Annotated in this window: 13 protein-coding genes; 11 read left to right on the top strand and 2 right to left on the bottom strand. The window is 44.1% G+C overall.

Annotation, left to right across the window (positions count from 1 at the left end; translation table 11 throughout):
- The 4 genes from ACH2DQ_RS22345 to ftsH form a co-directional block, all read left to right on the top strand.
- A partial coding sequence (locus ACH2DQ_RS22345; RefSeq protein WP_395028384.1) for an ArsA family ATPase occupies nt 1-800 on the top strand: 800 nt, incomplete at its 5' end.
- A 95-nt stretch (nt 801-895) separates the two neighbouring features.
- A complete protein-coding gene (locus ACH2DQ_RS22340) occupies nt 896-1,681 on the top strand; it encodes a pseudouridine synthase (protein WP_394912321.1) in 786 nt (261 codons plus the stop codon).
- 46 nt (nt 1,682-1,727) lie between these two features.
- Entirely contained in the window at nt 1,728-3,722 is a 1,995-nt protein-coding gene (gene ligA / locus ACH2DQ_RS22335; RefSeq protein ID WP_394912320.1) for an NAD-dependent DNA ligase LigA, read from the top strand.
- 237 nt (nt 3,723-3,959) lie between these two features.
- Nucleotides 3,960-5,804, top strand: a complete 1,845-nt coding sequence (gene ftsH, locus ACH2DQ_RS22330; protein ID WP_394912319.1) for an ATP-dependent zinc metalloprotease FtsH — start codon at nt 3,960-3,962, stop codon at nt 5,802-5,804.
- Between the two features lie 121 nt (nt 5,805-5,925).
- Here the strand turns inward: ftsH and ACH2DQ_RS22325 are convergent, their stop codons facing one another.
- Entirely contained in the window at nt 5,926-6,525 is a 600-nt protein-coding gene (locus ACH2DQ_RS22325) for a TetR/AcrR family transcriptional regulator (protein WP_394912318.1), read from the bottom strand.
- Nucleotides 6,526-6,726: 201 nt separating this feature from the next.
- On the opposite strand from ACH2DQ_RS22325, the gene ACH2DQ_RS22320 reads away from it, so the two are divergent.
- From ACH2DQ_RS22320 to hydG, 7 genes are all read left to right on the top strand, one after another.
- Nucleotides 6,727-8,802, top strand: coding sequence for an RND family transporter (locus ACH2DQ_RS22320; RefSeq protein ID WP_394912351.1), 2,076 nt, complete (start codon nt 6,727-6,729; stop codon nt 8,800-8,802).
- Nucleotides 8,803-8,821: 19 nt separating this feature from the next.
- Entirely contained in the window at nt 8,822-11,824 is a 3,003-nt protein-coding gene (locus ACH2DQ_RS22315) for a hypothetical protein (protein ID WP_394912317.1), read from the top strand.
- Nucleotides 11,825-12,225: 401 nt separating this feature from the next.
- Nucleotides 12,226-13,584 (top strand): Trk system potassium transporter TrkA, encoded by a 1,359-nt coding sequence (trkA, locus tag ACH2DQ_RS22310; RefSeq protein ID WP_394912316.1) that lies wholly within the window; start codon nt 12,226-12,228, stop codon nt 13,582-13,584.
- Nucleotides 13,585-13,642: 58 nt separating this feature from the next.
- Entirely contained in the window at nt 13,643-15,079 is a 1,437-nt protein-coding gene (locus ACH2DQ_RS22305; RefSeq protein WP_394912315.1) for a TrkH family potassium uptake protein, read from the top strand.
- Between the two features lie 228 nt (nt 15,080-15,307).
- On the top strand, nt 15,308-15,565 hold the full coding sequence (locus tag ACH2DQ_RS22300) for a TM1266 family iron-only hydrogenase system putative regulator (protein ID WP_394912314.1): 258 nt from the start codon (nt 15,308-15,310) through the stop codon (nt 15,563-15,565).
- Nucleotides 15,566-15,655: 90 nt separating this feature from the next.
- Nucleotides 15,656-16,726, top strand: coding sequence for a [FeFe] hydrogenase H-cluster radical SAM maturase HydE (hydE, locus tag ACH2DQ_RS22295; protein ID WP_394912313.1), 1,071 nt, complete (start codon nt 15,656-15,658; stop codon nt 16,724-16,726).
- Nucleotides 16,727-16,797: 71 nt separating this feature from the next.
- Nucleotides 16,798-18,216, top strand: coding sequence for a [FeFe] hydrogenase H-cluster radical SAM maturase HydG (gene hydG / locus ACH2DQ_RS22290; RefSeq protein ID WP_394912312.1), 1,419 nt, complete (start codon nt 16,798-16,800; stop codon nt 18,214-18,216).
- 43 nt (nt 18,217-18,259) lie between these two features.
- Here the strand turns inward: hydG and ACH2DQ_RS22285 are convergent.
- On the bottom strand, nt 18,260-18,348 hold an 89-nt coding region (locus ACH2DQ_RS22285; protein ID WP_395028386.1), incomplete at its 5' end, for a DUF6783 domain-containing protein.

Here is an 18,348-nt window from a genome sequence, read left to right as displayed (position 1 = left end):
AGAATTATGATGTGCTGATTGTAGACTGTGCACCTACCGGAGAAACCATTTCGTTGTTAAAATTTCCGGAAATGTTTGGTGATTTATTAGGGAAAATCATGCCAATGAAAAGAAAGGCATTAAAAGTTGCAGGACCGCTGGTTGAAAAAACCATGAAGATCCCGATGCCGAAAGATACGCTTTTTGATGAGGTAGAGATCTTGTGCCGCAAAATAGAACAATTGCAGGAGCTGATGTCCGATAAGGATGTTTTAAGCCTTCGTATCGTAACGACACCGGAAAAGATAGTGGTGAAAGAAGCGAAAAGAAATTTTGCGTATCTTCATATGTATGACTATAATGTGGATGCAATTATTGTAAATAAAGTGTATCCCAAGTCCTCTTTAGAGGGATACTTTAATCAGTGGATAGAGAATCAGCAGAACAGCCTGCAGGATATCAGGCAGAGTTTCTTTGACATTCCGGTTTTTGAGATGAAATTTTTAAAGCATGAGTTACGAACGGTGGAAAGACTTAAGGCGGCTGCGGATATGGTATACCGGGATACGGACCCTGCGGCTGTTCTGGCAGTTCAGAGTATCTTTGTACTGGAAAAGGTACAGGAGAAATATTGTTTAAAAATTGAACTTCCGTTTGTGGATAAACAGGAATTGGAACTGGAACAAAAAGGAGAGGAACTTGCATTAACCATAAAGAATGAACGCCGGAATCTGATACTTCCGCCAAAACTGCGGGAGTACGAAGTGGCTGGTGCAAAATATGAAGACGCTGTGCTGAAAATTGAATTTGAACATCGGTAAATGATTTTATAAATCTTGCTTGCAGTTCATTTCGAATTACCATATAATAGTGAGGACATGTAATTAAGTGAAAGAAAGCAGGCTTTAGATTATTTATGAAAAATAGGATGCAGGAAGAATTTTCAGGGAAAGATAAGAAGGAACCGGTCCGGCTGAACAAATTTCTGGCTGAATCAGGTGTGTGTTCCAGAAGAGAAGCGGACAGACTGATTGAACAGGGCAGGGTAACCGTGGACGGGCAGACTGCAGCCATGGGTCTGAAGGTTTTACCCATTCAGGAGATCCGGGTCAATGGAAAACCAGTGAGCAGGGAGGAAGAGATGATCCTGCTGGCTGTCAACAAGCCCGTAGGGATTATCTGTACCTCAGAGAAAAAATGGGGAAGCAATAATATCGAGGAGTTTTTGCATTATCCCAAGCGGATTTTTTCCATTGGAAGGTTGGATAAGGATTCCGAAGGTCTGCTGCTGATGACAAATAATGGAGAAATCCTGAATAAAATTATGCGTGCGGGAAATTATCATGAAAAGGAATATGAAGTAAAGGTGAACCGCCCGGTTACGGATGAGTTTATCCGGCAAATGGAGAAGGGAGTTCCCATTTTAAATACGGTGACCAGACCATGCCGGGTGGAGAAGATGGGTGAAAAGCAATTTCGCATTATTCTGACCCAGGGACTTAACCGCCAGATACGCAGGATGTGTGAGGCACTGGGATACAAAGTAACCAGGCTTGTAAGGGTGCGTATTATGAATATTCATCTGGGGCATCTGAAGGCAGGCACATACCGTAAACTGACGGATAAAGAAATTGAAGAACTTTACCGGTTGATTCAGAATTCCAGCAATGGACCGGAATATGAAAGCAGGCTGGGATCATAGAAGCGCATTGCGGAAGATTTTAGAATCAGTAAAGAGAGGCTATAAAATGAAACAGAGAATTGATGAACTTAAAGAACAGCTCAATTACCATGCAGACCGTTATTACAACATGGATGCACCGGAGATTACCGACTATGAATACGACCAGCTGATGCAGGAGTTGAAGCAGATTGAGCAGGAACATCCGGAACTGGTAACCCCGGATTCCCCTACCCAGAAAGTGGGGGGCAGCGCAAAAAGGGAAGCCGGCGTTCTGGTGAAGCACAGAGTCCCCATGTTAAGCCTTCAGGATGTCTTTTCCAAAGAAGATGTAATCCAGTTTGTAGAGGATATGAGGCAGCAGCTTCAAGACCCGGAATTTGTGGTAGAGACGAAAATCGATGGCCTGTCCATGGCGCTGCGTTATACGGATGGTGTCCTCACTACAGCGATTACCAGGGGCGACGGTGTTACTCAGGGAGAAGATGTAACGGAAAATGCCAGGGTAATCAAGGATGTAAAGAAAAAGCTGAAACATCCCATCCCCTATCTGGAAATCCGCGGAGAAGTTTATATGACTAACGCCGCTTTTGATGAAGTGAATGAGAAGCAGGAACTACTGGGCAAGAAGCCGTTTGCCAACCCAAGAAACTGCGCGGCGGGTACATTACGGCAGTTAGAGAGCAAGGTGACGAAGGAACGGAATCTTTCCATGTTCATCTTTAACATTCAGGAAACCCAGGGCAGGACATTTGAAACCCACACGGAAGGATATGAATATCTGAAAAGCAATGGCATTAAGGTGATCGACCAATATACCATCTGCCATACCGGGGAAGAAGTCTGGGCAGCCATTGAGAAAATAGGGGAACTGCGGGGATCCCTGGCTTACGACATCGATGGAGCAGTTGTGAAAATCAACCGGCTATCTGACCGGGAAACCCTGGGCAGCACCTCAAAAGTGCCAAGGTGGGCGGTGGCTTACAAATATCCTCCGGAAGAAAAAGAAACCGTACTGCAGGAAATTGAACTCTCGGTGGGAAGAACCGGAAGAATCACTCCTACGGCGATCTTTGAACCGGTGAGACTATGCGGAACCAGTGTGGCAAGGGCAACGCTGCACAACCAGGACTTTATTGATGAACTGGACATCCGGATAGGAGATACCATTGTCGTTTATAAATCCGGAGAAATTATCCCTAAGATTAAATATGTGGTTAAAGAAAAACGGCCGGAAGGCGCCAGACGCTATGTTCTTCCGGATGTCTGTCCGGTATGCGGTTCACCAGCAGTCCGGGAGAAAGATACGGCAGATATTAAATGTACCGGTGCTAACTGTCCGGCACAGCTGGAGCGGCATATCATTAACTTTGTGGGCAGGGATGCCATGGATATCAAAGGATTTGGGGAAAGTTATATAATCGAACTGGTCCGTCAGGGGTATCTGAAAAATGTGGCGGATATTTTTGTGCTTAAAAATCACAGGGATGAAATGATCGAAGCCGGGATTATTGGAAAAGAAAAAAATACGGATAAATTACTGGCGATGATTGAAGAAGCGAAAAAGAATGAGCCTCAGCGCCTGCTTTCGGGACTTGGGATTGCTAATGTAGGAAAGGCAACGGCAAGGGAATTAATGCGTCATTTTGGTTCTATAGACCGTTTAAAAGAGGCAACATTGGAGGAACTGGTTGCAGTCTCCGATATAGGGGAGATCAGTGCTGTATCCATCCGACGGTTCTTTGAAGATCCGGTCAACCAGGAAGTGATGGAGAGGCTGCGGGAATACGGTGTGAATATGACTGCAGAAGAAGAGGACGGAGATGATCTTTTTGCTGGCATGACTTTTGTGGTTACGGGGACACTTCCCACACTGGGAAGAACCGAAGCAAGTGAACTGATTCAGAAACACGGAGGAAAAGTCTCAGGATCTGTTTCTAAAAAAACATCTTATGTTCTGGCAGGCGAAAATGCCGGAAGCAAGCTGACGAAAGCACAGGATCTGGGAATACCGGTGATTTCTGAAGAACAATTGAATGAAATGTTATCCGGAGAGAAATAATAACGTTAAACGTATCTGCGGGATGGAAGCCTTCACATCAGACAGGCATCCATCCCTTTTGCGTATGGAAAAGTGAATGTGAAAGTGAAGGGCTGGATTTTCTAAATTATTTATGAATATTTAACACTTGCTTCGTTGACAATTCAGAATTCTTCACCTAAGATATCAATATATGCAATATAACCCACATAAAAGACTGATACGCGGTCTTTTATATCAGATAAGGAGGAAAGGATTATGAAAGAAGTAAAGCCGTCTAAAAAGCCTCTTATTTTTTATTATGTGATTGCAGTTGTCGTCATATTCTTATTAAATGGGCTTTTGTTTCCAAAACTGCTGTCACCAAAGGTACAGGAAGTGGATTACGGAACCTTTATAGAGATGATGAATAACAAGCAGATCAAAGAAGTGGAAGTATCCAGTGACGAAATTTTATTTTCCGATAATGCAGAAAAGCCAAATTATTACATGACAGGTGCCATGTATGATCCCCAGCTGGTTGACCGTCTGTACAGTTCGGGTGCCAAGTTTTCCCGGGAAATTGTCCAGCAGATGTCACCGATTCTCAGTTTTCTGCTCACCTGGATTTTGCCGATTGTACTGCTCTATGGAATCGGAACGTTCTTTATTAAAAAGATGATGGGCAAGGTTGGTGCGGGAGGAGGCATGGGGAATGCCATGACTTTTGGAAAAAGCAATGCCAAGGTGTATGTAGAATCCACTACGGGCATTAAATTCGCAGATGTTGCAGGTGAGGATGAAGCCAAAGAAATTCTGACAGAGATCGTAGACTTTCTGCATAATCCCGGCAAGTATACAGAGATCGGTGCAACCATGCCAAAAGGTGCACTGCTGGTAGGACCTCCTGGAACCGGTAAGACACTGCTGGCAAAAGCCGTTGCAGGTGAGGCCAGTGTGCCGTTTTTCTCTATATCCGGTTCGGAATTCGTGGAAATGTTTGTCGGTATGGGAGCGGCAAAAGTCCGTGACCTTTTTAAACAGGCAAGTGAAAAAGCACCGTGTATTGTTTTTATTGATGAAATAGATACCATTGGTAAAAAACGTGATAACGGCGGGATCGGCGGAAATGATGAAAGGGAACAGACATTAAACCAGCTTCTTACCGAAATGGATGGATTTGACGGCAGAAAAGGCGTTATCATTCTGGCGGCAACGAACAGACCGGATTCCCTGGATCCTGCCCTTTTAAGGCCGGGGCGTTTTGACCGAAGAGTTCCGGTGGAGCTTCCGGATCTGAAAGGCCGTGAAGATATCCTGAAAGTACATGCCAGGAAAATTAAAATATCAGATGATGTGGACTTTAACACCATTGCCAGAATGGCATCGGGAGCGTCCGGTGCTGAGCTTGCCAATATGATCAATGAAGGAGCACTCCGGGCGGTGAGGGATGGCAGAAAGTTTGTCAGCCAGAGAGATCTGGAGGAAAGCGTGGAGGTGGTCATTGCAGGATACCAGAAGAAGAATAAGGTATTGTCCGATAAGGAAAAGCTGATCGTATCATACCATGAAATCGGTCATGCGCTGGTAGCGGCAAAGCAGAACCACTCGGCGCCTGTTACTAAAATTACTATTATTCCCAGAACATCCGGTGCTCTTGGGTACACGATGCAGGTGGATGAAGGGGAACACAACCTGATGACAAAGGCGGAAATCGAAAATAAAATCGCAACCTTAACAGGCGGAAGAGTAGCAGAGGAGCTGGTGTTCCATTCAGTGAGCACGGGAGCTTCCAATGATATTGAACAGACAACAAAGCTTGCCAGGGCAATGATTACCAGATTCGGTATGTCGGATGAATTTGACATGGTGGCATTGGAAACGGTGCAGAATCAATACCTGGGCGGAGATACTTCCCTTATGTGTTCCAATGATACGGCAGCAGTGGTGGACAAAAAGGTTGTGGAAGTGGTCCGGGCACAGCACGAAAAGGCACGTAGAATTATTGAAGAAAATATGGATAAGCTGCATGAACTTGCAAAACACCTCTATGACCAGGAAACGATCACCGGAGAAGAGTTTATGCGTATACTGGATAGCAAAGAGGCTGCATTGCCGCTCTAATATTGCATCCAGACAGTAACACAATAGAGACAGCACTTCCTGTTATGCCATCTGCCGTGTGTCGTCAGTCAGTGGAGTATGAATACAGCAAATAAAAAAGCGATAAAACAATATCGCTTTTTTATTTGCTGTGTTTTCCGATAATATGACGGATGTTATCATAAATGAAAGGTTTTATCATCTCAATGGGAGCCGGCTGATCATATAAGATGGGGCTGTAAATGCTGCCGCTTACCAGTTCAATAATCATATAAATCATGATTTCAGGCTCCTCAAAGGTTCGCCCTGACTCAGCCAGAATCTGTTCGTAGAGTTCATATACATTTTTATCGTAATCGTTATCCATTCTTGTCATGGCATTTTTAAAGATACCCCAGCTTAAATGCTTGGCTATTAAGAACAGCAGGGATTTGTCTGCAACCAGGTGGTTGATGATGTTGTCTACCATGAAAATCATCTGTTCTTCAAAGGTTTCAAAATTCTTCGTTTTCATTTCTTCATAGGAAGAACTTAACAGCTGATTTGCCTTATGGGATATTAGTTTGTTGCGCAGGTCATATTTATCCGTAAAATACAAATAAAAGGTTCCCTTAGCTACACCGGCCTTTTCTACAATGTCGGCAATCGATGTCTTTTGAATACCCTTTGTGATGAAAAGATCAAAGGCGGTGTTTAAAAGGGCATCTTTTTTTTGCTTTTTGTTGCTCTCTAATTTACTCATGAAAATCATCTCCTTCGCATAGAAGTATTACAATCATTATTCTATAGAAATGACTAAAAGTCAATGGGACAAATTCTATTTCTAAAAGAATTGTAAAATTTATGTACAAAAGATTGACTAATAGTCACTTTTATAGTATAACATGTTTGAAAGCAAATGACTAGTGGTCATTTTTGAGAAAGAAGGAGATGTAAAAAGATGATGATTAAGATTGGCAAAAAGATTGTAAAGTTTCGAATCCCTATCTTTATCTTATCCCTTCTGCTGTTGATACCGGCAGGGTTTGGTTATCTTCACACCAGAATCAATTACGATATTCTGAGTTACCTGCCAAATAATCTGGAAACAGTAAAAGGGCAGGATATCATGGTAGATGAATTTGGCATGGGTGCATTTTCCATGGTGATTGTGGAAGACATGGAGCCCAAGGATGTGGTGAAGCTGAAGGAAGAGATTAAGAATGTGGAGCATGTAAAGGATGTACTCTGGTATGACAGTATAATGGATATTACTTTTCCCATAGAGATGCTGCCGGACAGTATTCGGGAGGCATTTAACCAGGGAAATGCCACAATGATGATTGCGCTGTTTGACGATACTACTTCTGCGGATCATACAATGAAGGCAATAAGCGATATGCGTACCCTCTGTTCCAAACAGTGCTTTATCAGCGGCATGTCCGGTGTGGTAACGGATATTAAGAATCTGTCACTGCAGGAAATGCCGGTTTACGTGGTTATTGCAGCGCTTCTTTCTCTGTTTGTATTATGTCTGACAATGGAATCCTTCGTGGTTCCGATATTGTTTCTGTTCAGCATCGGGGTAGCGATTGTCTATAATCTGGGCAGTAATGTATTCCTTGGAGAGATTTCTTATATTACCCAGGCGCTGACGGCGGTATTACAGCTGGGTGTTACCATGGATTACTCCATTTTCCTGTTAAATACATATGAGGAAAATAAGATACGGTTTGAAGGTGATAAGAACCGCGCAATGGCACACGCCATATCCAATACGTTTAAATCTGTAGCAGGCAGTTCCATTACCACCATCGCCGGGTTTGTGGCACTTTGTTTTATGACATTTTCCCTTGGACGGGATATCGGTATTGTTATGTCAAAAGGGGTGATCATTGGTGTGATCTGCTGTGTTACACTGCTGCCTTCCCTGATCTTAATATTTGATAAACCAATTGATAAGACAAAGCATAAGTCCCTCATTCCAAGCCTTGATAAGATTTCAGCATTTATCACCAGGCACTACCGGATCTGGATGGTATTGTTTCTCATTTTAATTATTCCTGCCGCTTACGGTAATGCCCATACGGAGGTGTATTACAATATTGACAAATCACTTCCCCAGGATCTGAAAAGTTCCGTTGCAAATGAAAAGCTGGGCGACGAATTCCATATGAATAACGTTTATATGGTGCTTCTGAAGAACGGGCTGGATGCAAAAGGAAAGCAGGAAATGCTGGATGAGATAGAAAATGTGGCGGGAGTCAAATGGGCGCTTGGCATGGATTCCTTTGTAGGAGCTGGAGTTCCGGATGATATGATACCGAATGATATCAAGAGTATGCTGAAAAGTGACAACTATGAGGTCCAGTTTATCTGTTCCGATTATAAGACGGCAACGGATGAGGTAAATAAGCAGATTGCAGGTGTAAATGAAATTGTAAAAAAATACAGCCCGGAATCCATGGTAATCGGTGAAGCACCCCTTACAAAAGATTTGGCGGATGTAACCGATGTAGATTTGAAAAATGTAAATATTGCATCCATCGCAGCGATCTTTGTAATTATTATGATTGTATTTAAATCCATTACCCTTCCGGTAATTCTGGTATCGGTTATTGAATTTGCGATTTTTGTAAATATGGCGATTCCCTACTATGCAGGAATTACCCTGCCATTTGTAGCGAGCATTGTAATTGGGACGATACAGCTGGGTGCCACGGTTGACTATGCTATATTGATGACCAGCAAATACCAGAGGGAGAGAAGCAGGGGAGCCGGAAAAATGGATGCAATACGGACGGCGCACCAGTCATCTATGAAATCTATATTAATCAGCGGTTTCAGCTTTTTTGCCGCCACCTTCGGGGTGGGGCTTTATTCCAAGATTGATATGATCAGCTCCATTTGCACGCTTCTCTCCAGAGGCGCCATTATCAGTACGGTAGTGGTTATCCTGGTACTGCCGGCCATGTTTGTTGTATTTGACAAAATCATTGTAAACACGTCCATTGGATTTAAACCGAAAAAGCAAAAATAAAATGAGGAGGATATGAATCATGAATAAGAATAGAGTGTTGAAGAAAACATTAGCAGCCGGTCTTGCGGTGATGGTGGCAGGGAGTACCTGCTGCCTGGATGCAGGTGTAGTATATGCTTCCGATAATGATGCCGGACGAAAGAGTGGCAATCAGGAAACGGAAAAGGCAGAAAACCAGACAGAGGCAAATCAGAAAGAGACAAAGAAGGATGTTGATAAAGAGGAAACTGTTTATGTAAAAGCGAAAGCAGATGGAAGTACCGACAAGGTAATTGTCAGCGACTGGCTGAAAAACTCTGGTACGGATGTGGAAATACAGGATTCCTCAGACCTGAAGAATATTAAAAATGTAAAAGGTGATGAAGCTTTTAAGCAGGATGGGAGCAGCCTTACCTGGGAAGCAAACGGAAATGACATCTATTATCAGGGTGAGACGGATAAACCCCTTCCGGTAGAAGTGAAGGTGACATATTATCTGGATGAAAAAGAAATCAGTCCCGATGATCTGGCTGGAAAGAGCGGAAAGGTCAGAATCCATTTTGCCTATATCAACAAGTCAAAAGAAGGAGAAGTGTATACACCATTTACCATGGTGACCGGCATCATTCTTCCTACAGCCAATTTTACCAATGTAAAGGTTACGGGCGGAAAGGTAATCTCCGATGGAAGTAAGAATATCGTGATTGGCATGGGATTCCCGGGATTGTCGGATTCCCTGAAGCTGAAGGACACCGATTTTGGAAAAGATATTGACTTGCCGGATTCCTTTGATGTAACGGCTGATGCAACGGATTTTACACTGGCAATGACCGCTACGGCAGCTTCTGCGGATACCCTTTCAGAATTCGGACTGGATAAGGTTGACAGCTTTGACGAATTAAAGGATGCCCTGGAAGATATGAAGTCTGCATCTGAAAAGCTGGTAGATGGCAGCGGAGATCTCCAAAAAGGGGTAAAGACGCTGCAGGATGCCTGCAAGGTTTTAAAGGACGGAACGGGCACTGTAAATGAAAAAATGGGAGAACTGGCAGAGGGGATCGGAACGCTGAACAGTAAAAAAGGTGATCTGATTGCCGGGCTGAATACCCTGAATGATGGAATCGGAACCTTACACACAGGTGCTTCTGACCTGAAAAACGGGATCAGCCAGTACACCGGAGGTGTGGGCACATTAAACAGCGGTTTGAACCAATATATAAACGGTGCCAATACCTTGTCAGGAGGTGCCGTACAATATGTAAACGGAGCGACAGCTCTTGCGGATGGAACGGCTCAGTACGTGAATGGGGCAAAGAAACTGACAGATGGCGCCGCAAAGTATGCAGATGGAGCGGAACAGGTGGCTTCTGGAGCAATTCAATATGTAGAGGGCTCTAAAAAGCTGTCAACTGGAATTCTGGGGTATGTGACAGGAGCAGAGCAGCTGGCGGCAGGTACTGCACAGTATGTTGCAGGTGCTGAAAAAGTGGAAGAGGGCACAGCGAAATATGTGGCTGGGGCTACAAATCTGGCTTTGGGCGTACAGCAGCTGGGTCAGAGTGCATCCGGTCTTCCGGGCGGGATAACGGGAATCAATGACGGAATTAAAAGCGCAGGAGATAATGCGGCGAAGCTATCGGAAAATATGGATACCTTATCCCAAAAAAGTGACCAGCTGGCATCTGTGCTGGAGTCTATAAGCGGATCAGAAAATGGATCAGACACTGCATTTTCAAATCCGGACACCCAGACGAACAAAGGGCAGACAGATCAGTCGGGAGCCATCACAAGCCTCCAGTCATCCATTGCCCAGAACGAAGAAGTTCTGCGTACCTTAAATGATGTGAGAAGTAAAATTTCTTCTGTACCGGAGCTTTTAAAGTCCCAGTTCAGCGATGCCTATAATACTTACTCCGGCGCACTGGATGCCAGTATCCAGGAAATGACCAATAGTATTGCACTGCAAAAATCTGTCCTGGATTCACTGGTTTCCCAGCAGAATTCAAACCAGACCGGTCAGGTAAATCAGACAAACCAGCAAGATCAGCAAAATCAGCAAGATCAGCCAAGACAGAGCGGTGCCATGGACGGACAAAATATGGAACAGCTTGCGAAAAGTGCCAGAGAACTTGCAGTTGGAATTCAGAAAGCATCCCAGGGATCTCAATCTCTTGCGGGAGGATTGGAACAGCTGAGCGGTGCAAGCGGACAGCTGTCGGAGCAGACGAAAGATCTTCCAGGCGCATTGAGCGGATTGACAGAAGGAGCGAAGAATCTGACGGCGAACAATCAGACGTTAACAGACGGGATTGCAGAATTACAGAAAAATAATAAAGGACTGCAGGATGGCGCAGCAGCTGTTCAGGCGGGAAGTAAAACCGTGAAAGAAGGAGCAGCAGAACTTAGCAGCAATGATCAGGCACTCAAAGAAGGAGCATCAGCCGTACTGGGAGCCGGAAAGGATTTAAGAAGCGGAGCCTCTGAATTAAACAAAGCAGATAAAACCTTAAAGGACGGTTCTTCCCAGATAAAGAAGGAAGGCAAAAAGTTAAAATCCGGAGCAGCAGATTTACAAAAAGCAGGAAAAACAGTAAAAGAGGGTGCCATAGCTCTGACGGATAAGAGCCAGGATTTAAATAAGGGAGCAGAAAAGCTGTCAGAAGGCAGTAAACAATTAGTAAACGGAGGCAGTCAGTTATCAGCAGGAGCAGGAACCCTCAGCGAAGGAATCGGCAGGCTGGCAGATGGAAGTACACAGCTAAAAGCTGGAACGGCTGCATTGGCAAAGGGAGGAACAGATCTGGCATCAGGTGTTGACGAATTATATGACGGAGCCAAAGAACTGAATAAAGGTATGAAGAAATTTGATAAAGAAGCCGTGGATAAATTAAAAGATACGGTTGACGGCGATATTCAGGGGGTACTGGACAGACTGGATAAAGTTCTGGATGCAGGTAAGGAATATAAGACGTTTGCAGGCAGTGCGGATGGTAAGGAAAGCAGTGTGAAATTTGTTATTGAAACTGCTGGGGTTACGAAGTAGCAGGTTAATGCTTAAAAAAGGAGAATGATGCGGGAATTGTACGTATCATTCTCCTTTTTGGGCCTGGGATTTTGGCTGCTTTCTTGATTCCCGCGAGCAACGAGCCAAACGGACACGCTGGCGCGTCCATTTGGCGACTGCCGCGAGGGTTGCTGAACGTCCAGTGGACGTTCGTTTAGCAACTTAAAATAATGATTCATAAGTTTATCCTAAAAAAACCTTTTCCCTATTGCTTATTTCATCCACTTTGAGTACAATGTCTTTATGCCTATTAAGAACACATTAAAATTTAGTGGCAGAATACTAAAATCGCATTAAAATTTTAAGCAATCGTGATAATTTCATATTAAAATTATGCGTAAAGAAAAAAAGATTTTATTAAGACACATTTGGAGGAAAACATGAAGATTATTATTATAGGCTGCGGAAAAGTTGGGGCAACCCTGGCGGAGCAGCTTAGCAAGGAAGAAAACAGTGTAACAGTGATTGACCGCAAATATGATGTGGTGCAGAGTTTATCCAATGAATTAGACGTAATAGGACTGGTGGGGAATGGTGCCAGTTATTTGACACAAGTGGAGGCTGGAATTGAGGAAGCGGATCTGATGATCGCAGTTACCGGATCGGATGAACTGAACCTGCTTTGCTGTTTGATTTCCAAAAAGGCAGGTAACTGCCAGACGATAGCCAGAGTAAGAAATCCGGAATACAATCATGAAATTCGGTTTATTAAGGAAGAACTGGGACTTGCAATGGTGATTAATCCCGAGTATGAAGCTGCAATGGAAATTGCACGGGTTATGAGATTTCCATCGGCAATTAAGATTGAGCCCTTTGCAAAAGGCAGGGTGGAATTGCTGAAGTTTAAGATCCGTGAAGGTTCTGTTTTACATAATATGGAAGTGCGGGAAATCTCGTCAAAATTACGCTGTGATGTTCTGGTGTGTATGGTAGAGCGTAAAGACGAGGTTATTATTCCAACAGGTACTTTTGAACTGCATGAAAAGGATATTGTATCCATTGTTGCACCGCCCAAATTGTCAAATAATTTCTTTAAACATATTAAAGTAGGGACAAACCGAGCACATACTGCAATGATCGTAGGTGGAGGATCCATAGCCTATTATCTGGCAAATCAGCTGATCCGCATGGGAATTGATGTGGAGATTGTGGAAAAAAGCCGTGACAGGTGTGAGGTGCTCAGTGAATTGATTCCCAAAGCAACGATTATCCACGGGGATGGCATCAACCAGAATTTACTGCTGGAAGAGGGGCTTTCCCGTATGGATGCTTTTATCGCGCTTACCAATCTGGATGAAGTAAATATCGTATTGTCGCTGTTTGCCAGAAGTAAAGGTGAAATGAAAACGGTAACGAAGATCAACAGCATTAATTTTGATGAAGTAATTGACGGACTGGATCTGGACAGCGTTGTTTATCCAAAATACGTGACGTCTGAAAGCATTATCCGTTTTGTCCGGGCAATGAAGAATTCCATAGGCAGCAATGTAGAGACGCTTTACCGGCTGGTTGGAAATAAAGTGGAGGCACTGGAGTTTATTATTAAGGACAATGCCCCTCTTTTAAATATATCCTTAGAAGAACTGGAACTGAAAAACGGCCTTTTAATTGCCTGCATTCACAGAAATGGGCAGATCATTATCCCAAAAGGAAAAGATGTAATTAAAATGGGAGATACGGTTGTGATCGTTACTACAAATACGGGGCTGAATGACATCAGTGATATTTTAAAGAACTAAAGAAAGGTATAGAGCGTGTATGCTCTTGGGCTGCGGAAAATGCGGCGCGGAGGGAACTATGAATTACGCAATGATTAGGTACATGTTGGGGTATATCTGCTATTTTGAAGCGATCTTCCTGGCACTCCCATGCATTGTATCTATTATATATAAGGAAAAAAGCGGATTTTCTTTTGCTGCTATTATGCTGCTGTGTGCAGCAGTCGGTTTTACCATGACATTTAAGAAACCAAAAGACAGGACCATGTTTGCAAAAGAAGGTCTTGTGACTGTGGCTTTGAGCTGGATTATATTAAGTATTTTTGGTGCGGTTCCATTTGTTATATCAGGAGAAATACCATCCATGACAGACGCATTTTTTGAAACTGTTTCGGGATTTACCACAACCGGTGCGAGTATTTTAACCAATGTGGAGGGGCTGTCCCAGACAGCGCTGTTCTGGCGAAGCTTCACCCATTGGGTGGGTGGTATGGGGGTGCTGGTATTTATATTGGCAATTATCCCTACAAAAAGTGATTCCGGCATTCATTTGATGAGAGCCGAATCGCCGGGGCCTTCCGTGAACAAACTGGTGCCCAAAGTGCGTACCACTGCAATGATTTTATATGGCATTTATCTGGGAATGACGGTGGTGGAGATTGTATTCCTTCTCGTTGGAGGGATGCCGCTGTTTGATTCTCTGACCATTGCTTTTGGTACGGCGGGTACCGGTGGTTTTGCCATTAAAAATGACAGTATTGCCAGTTACTCCACTTATCTGCAGGGAGTAGTTACGGTGTTTATGATTATGTTCGGAATTAATTTTCACGTATACTATCTGTTTTTGGTTAAGCGGCCGAAAGAAGCGCTTCGTACCGGTGAAATGTGGGCATATCTTGGAATTATCGGGACGTCTGTACTGGTGATTGCTTTTAGTGTACGGGATATGTTCCCTTCCTTTTTTATGGCATTACATCAAAGCGCATTCCAGGTAGGGTCTATCATTACCACTACCGGGTATGCCACGGTAGATTATGAGGCATGGCCGGAGATTGCAAGGACCATACTGGTGCTGCTGATGTTTATCGGAGCCTGTGCAGGCAGTACCGGAGGTGGTATTAAGGTATCCCGTATTATTATTTTGTTCAAAGGTGTGAAAAAGGAAATCACGATGATTTCCCATCCAAGGAGCATTAAAAAGGTTAAGATAGACGGAAGGCTGGTGGAACATGATGTGGTACGTTCCGTCAATGCATTTCTTGTGATCTATGCCGTTATTTTTGTGATCTCGCTGATGATTATTTCCCTGGATAACATGGATATGACCACAAACTTTACTGCAATAGCGGCAACTTTAAATAATGTAGGTCCGGGACTGGGTATCGTAGGACCTACCGGGAATTATGCGGCTTTTTCGGATCTCTCTAAGCTTGTGATGTCTTTTGATATGCTGGCGGGAAGGCTGGAATTATTGCCGATGCTGATTTTATTTGTTCCATCTACGTGGAAGTGGTGAAAAGGGAACTTTTTCTTGTGAATGAAGAATTCACGTGTTATAATTACCATATCTCCAAACTCCAAAGGGCAGCACCTGAGGGGAAAGGGCCATTAAGACAAAATGTAAACACTGGCGGGACAGCAGTTTCCGGCAGTGTGTATTTGTTATACATGCTCAAATGCCGGTGCTGTTATCAGTACCGGTTTTTTTGTGGGGAAAAATATAGTTTTGGAAAGGATGTGCAGGATGGACACAAGAATTGCGGTAATTGCAATTATTGTAGAAGACAACGGGGCGGCGGAAGAAGTGAATCGTCTGCTCCACCAATATGCCGAATATGTGGTTGGAAGGATGGGTGTGCCTTACCGTCCGAAAGAAGTTTCGATTATCAGCGTTATTCTGGATGCTCCACAGGATGCAATCAGTGCGCTGTCAGGTAAACTTGGAATGTTAAGCGGTGTAAGTACGAAGACCGTTTACTCACGTGAGCTGCGGGCAAAGTGAAGATGCTCTGGGGACTGGCGGTGAAATTTCAAATACGTTTAAGTGCATTGGAATTAAAAATCTGATTACGGGGGTGGATAAAAAGAACTTATGGAACACAGAAGAATTAGCAGAGATTATATTGACCGGCTTGCTGTCTGTCAGATGCTGGAGCCGGAAGAATTTACTTATTTGATTTTAAATTATGACCAGGAGGTAAGCGATTATCTTTTTGAAAAAGCAAGACAGATCAGAACCAGATATTATAACCATGATGTCTATATCCGGGGGCTGATTGAATTTACCAATTACTGTAAGAATGACTGCTATTACTGCGGCATCCGCAGCGGGAATAAGAATGCCATTCGTTACAGACTGAGTAAAGATGAGATTTTAGGATGCTGTGAAACGGGATACCGGCTGGGGTTTCGGACATTTGTACTCCAGGGCGGAGAGGATGGCTATTACACCGATGAACGGCTGGCGGATATCGTTAGCAGCATACGTAATCAATACCCGGACTGCGCCATTACCCTGTCGGTAGGGGAAAGATCTTATGAGAGTTACAAATTGTTCTTTGATGCAGGGGCGGACCGTTATCTGCTGCGCCACGAGACTGCCAATGAGGAACATTATGCCAGGCTGCATCCGCCAAAGTTATCCGGGGCAGCCCGTAAGAAATGCCTGTATGATCTGAAGAAGATCGGATATCAGGTGGGAAGCGGTTTTATGGTGGGATCTCCGTATCAGACTGCCGAAAATCTGGCTGAGGATATGCTGTTTTTGAAAGAACTGCAGCCCCAGATGGTAGGAATCGGACCGTTTATTTCCCATCACGATACACCTTTTGCCAAAGAAAGAAGCGGGACGCTGGATCTGACGCTGTTTATGCTGGGACTTTTAAGGCTGATGCTGCCAAAGGCTCTGCTGCCGTCTACCACAGCCCTGGGGACGATTCATCCAAAGGGAAGGGAGATGGGGATACTGGCAGGAGCCAATGTGGTAATGCCCAATCTCTCACCCCAGGGCGTCCGGGATAAATATCTCCTTTATGACAACAAAATCTGTACCGGTGATGAAGCGGCTGAATGCAGGCAGTGCATGGAGCGCAGAATGAATTCCATTGGCTACAGTGTAGCAGTGTCCAGAGGGGACAATGTGGATTTTCAAGTGGATTTTTGATAGAAAATATCAGTCAGTTAAAAAGGAATGGATACTAAAATACCATAGAAAACAAGAGAGAAGGTAAAATTATGTATGATGTAAAATCTTTAAAAGCAGAAGAATTTATCAGCCATGAGGAAATTTTGGACACACTTGCCTACGCAGAGGCAAATAAGCACAATGAAAAACTGATAAGCGAAGTAATTGAAAAAGCGAAGCTCAGGAAGGGGCTGACCCACAGAGAAGCCATTCTGTTACTGGATTGTGATATCGAGGAAAAGAATCAGGAAATTTATGCTTTGGCAGAACAGATTAAGAAGGATTTTTACGGCAACCGCATCGTTATGTTTGCACCGCTGTATCTGTCAAATTATTGTGTGAACGGCTGCGTCTACTGTCCGTATCATGCTAAGAATAAGCATATTGCAAGAAAACAGCTTTCCCAGGAAGAGATTGTGAAAGAGGTTGTGGCACTGCAGGATATGGGGCACAAACGTCTGGCATTGGAAACCGGAGAAGATCCGGTAAACTGTCCGATTGAATATGTGCTGGAGAGTATTAAGACAATTTACAGTATCAAACATAAAAACGGGGAAATCCGCCGTGTCAATGTAAATATTGCCGCTACCACCGTAGAAAATTACCGCAAATTAAAAGACGCCGGAATCGGAACCTATATATTATTCCAGGAGACTTACCATAAAGAAAGTTACGAGAAACTGCATCCAACAGGACCGAAACACAATTATACTTATCACACGGAAGCGATGGACCGTGCGATGGAAGGCGGCATTGATGATGTAGGAATCGGGGTGCTCTTTGGACTGGAACTGTTCCGCTATGAATTTGTAGGGCTGTTAATGCATGCGGAGCATCTGGAAGCAGTGCATGGGGTTGGACCGCATACCATCAGTGTGCCCAGGATCCGTCATGCAGATGATATAGATCCCAATGCTTTTGACAACGGCATAGATGATGAGACCTTTGCAAAACTGGTTGCCTGTATCCGAATCAGTGTTCCTTATACCGGGATGATTGTCTCTACCAGAGAGAGCCAGAAATGCAGGGAGAAAGTGCTCCATCTGGGAATTTCACAGATCAGCGGGGCATCCAGAACCAGTGTAGGAGGCTATGACCATCCGGAGGAAGAGGAGGACAATTCATCCCAGTTTGACGTGAGTGACAATCGTACGCTGGATGAAGTGGTAAACTGGCTGATGCGGCTGGGGTATATACCGAGTTTCTGTACCGCCTGTTATAGAGAGGGCAGAACCGGAGACCGGTTTATGAGCCTGTGCAAGAGCGGGCAGATACTAAACTGCTGCCATCCCAATGCACTGATGACCCTGAAAGAGTATCTGCTGGATTATGCATCGGAAGACACCAGGAGCCTGGGGTATAAGCTGATCGAAAGTGAGATTGGAAATGTACCTAAGGAAAAAATCAGGGAAATCTTATGCCGGAATCTGGATGAAATTGAAGAAGGTAAACGTGATTTCCGGTTTTAATCCAGGGGATGGAACGAAGAAAGTAATAGAATTGGTGGTATGACTAGTGCCTCCCAGCGTATTTACACCGGGAGGTACTAGAGCGTGTTTGAAAATTCATTCCCGCCATCTGCACGCCCCACTTAGCGGCAT

It is taken from the genome of Robinsoniella sp., from assembly GCF_034124845.1.
Note: the sequence above shows the minus strand (reverse complement) of the source record. Positions and strands in the feature narration are given on the sequence as shown.

Bases quoted from the DNA above. Each gene is read 5' to 3' on its own strand.
- ACH2DQ_RS22340 (WP_394912321.1), top strand. From the start codon at position 896: ATGAAAAATAGGATGCAGGAAGAATTTTCAGGGAAAGATAAGAAGGAA.
- ligA (WP_394912320.1), top strand. From the start codon at position 1,728: ATGAAACAGAGAATTGATGAACTTAAAGAACAGCTCAATTACCATGCA.
- ftsH (WP_394912319.1), top strand. From the start codon at position 3,960: ATGAAAGAAGTAAAGCCGTCTAAAAAGCCTCTTATTTTTTATTATGTG.
- ACH2DQ_RS22325 (WP_394912318.1), bottom strand. From the start codon at position 6,525: ATGAGTAAATTAGAGAGCAACAAAAAGCAAAAAAAAGATGCCCTTTTA.
- ACH2DQ_RS22320 (WP_394912351.1), top strand. From the start codon at position 6,727: ATGATTAAGATTGGCAAAAAGATTGTAAAGTTTCGAATCCCTATCTTT.
- ACH2DQ_RS22315 (WP_394912317.1), top strand. From the start codon at position 8,822: ATGAATAAGAATAGAGTGTTGAAGAAAACATTAGCAGCCGGTCTTGCG.
- trkA (WP_394912316.1), top strand. From the start codon at position 12,226: ATGAAGATTATTATTATAGGCTGCGGAAAAGTTGGGGCAACCCTGGCG.
- ACH2DQ_RS22305 (WP_394912315.1), top strand. From the start codon at position 13,643: ATGAATTACGCAATGATTAGGTACATGTTGGGGTATATCTGCTATTTT.
- ACH2DQ_RS22300 (WP_394912314.1), top strand. From the start codon at position 15,308: ATGGACACAAGAATTGCGGTAATTGCAATTATTGTAGAAGACAACGGG.
- hydE (WP_394912313.1), top strand. From the start codon at position 15,656: ATGGAACACAGAAGAATTAGCAGAGATTATATTGACCGGCTTGCTGTC.
- hydG (WP_394912312.1), top strand. From the start codon at position 16,798: ATGTATGATGTAAAATCTTTAAAAGCAGAAGAATTTATCAGCCATGAG.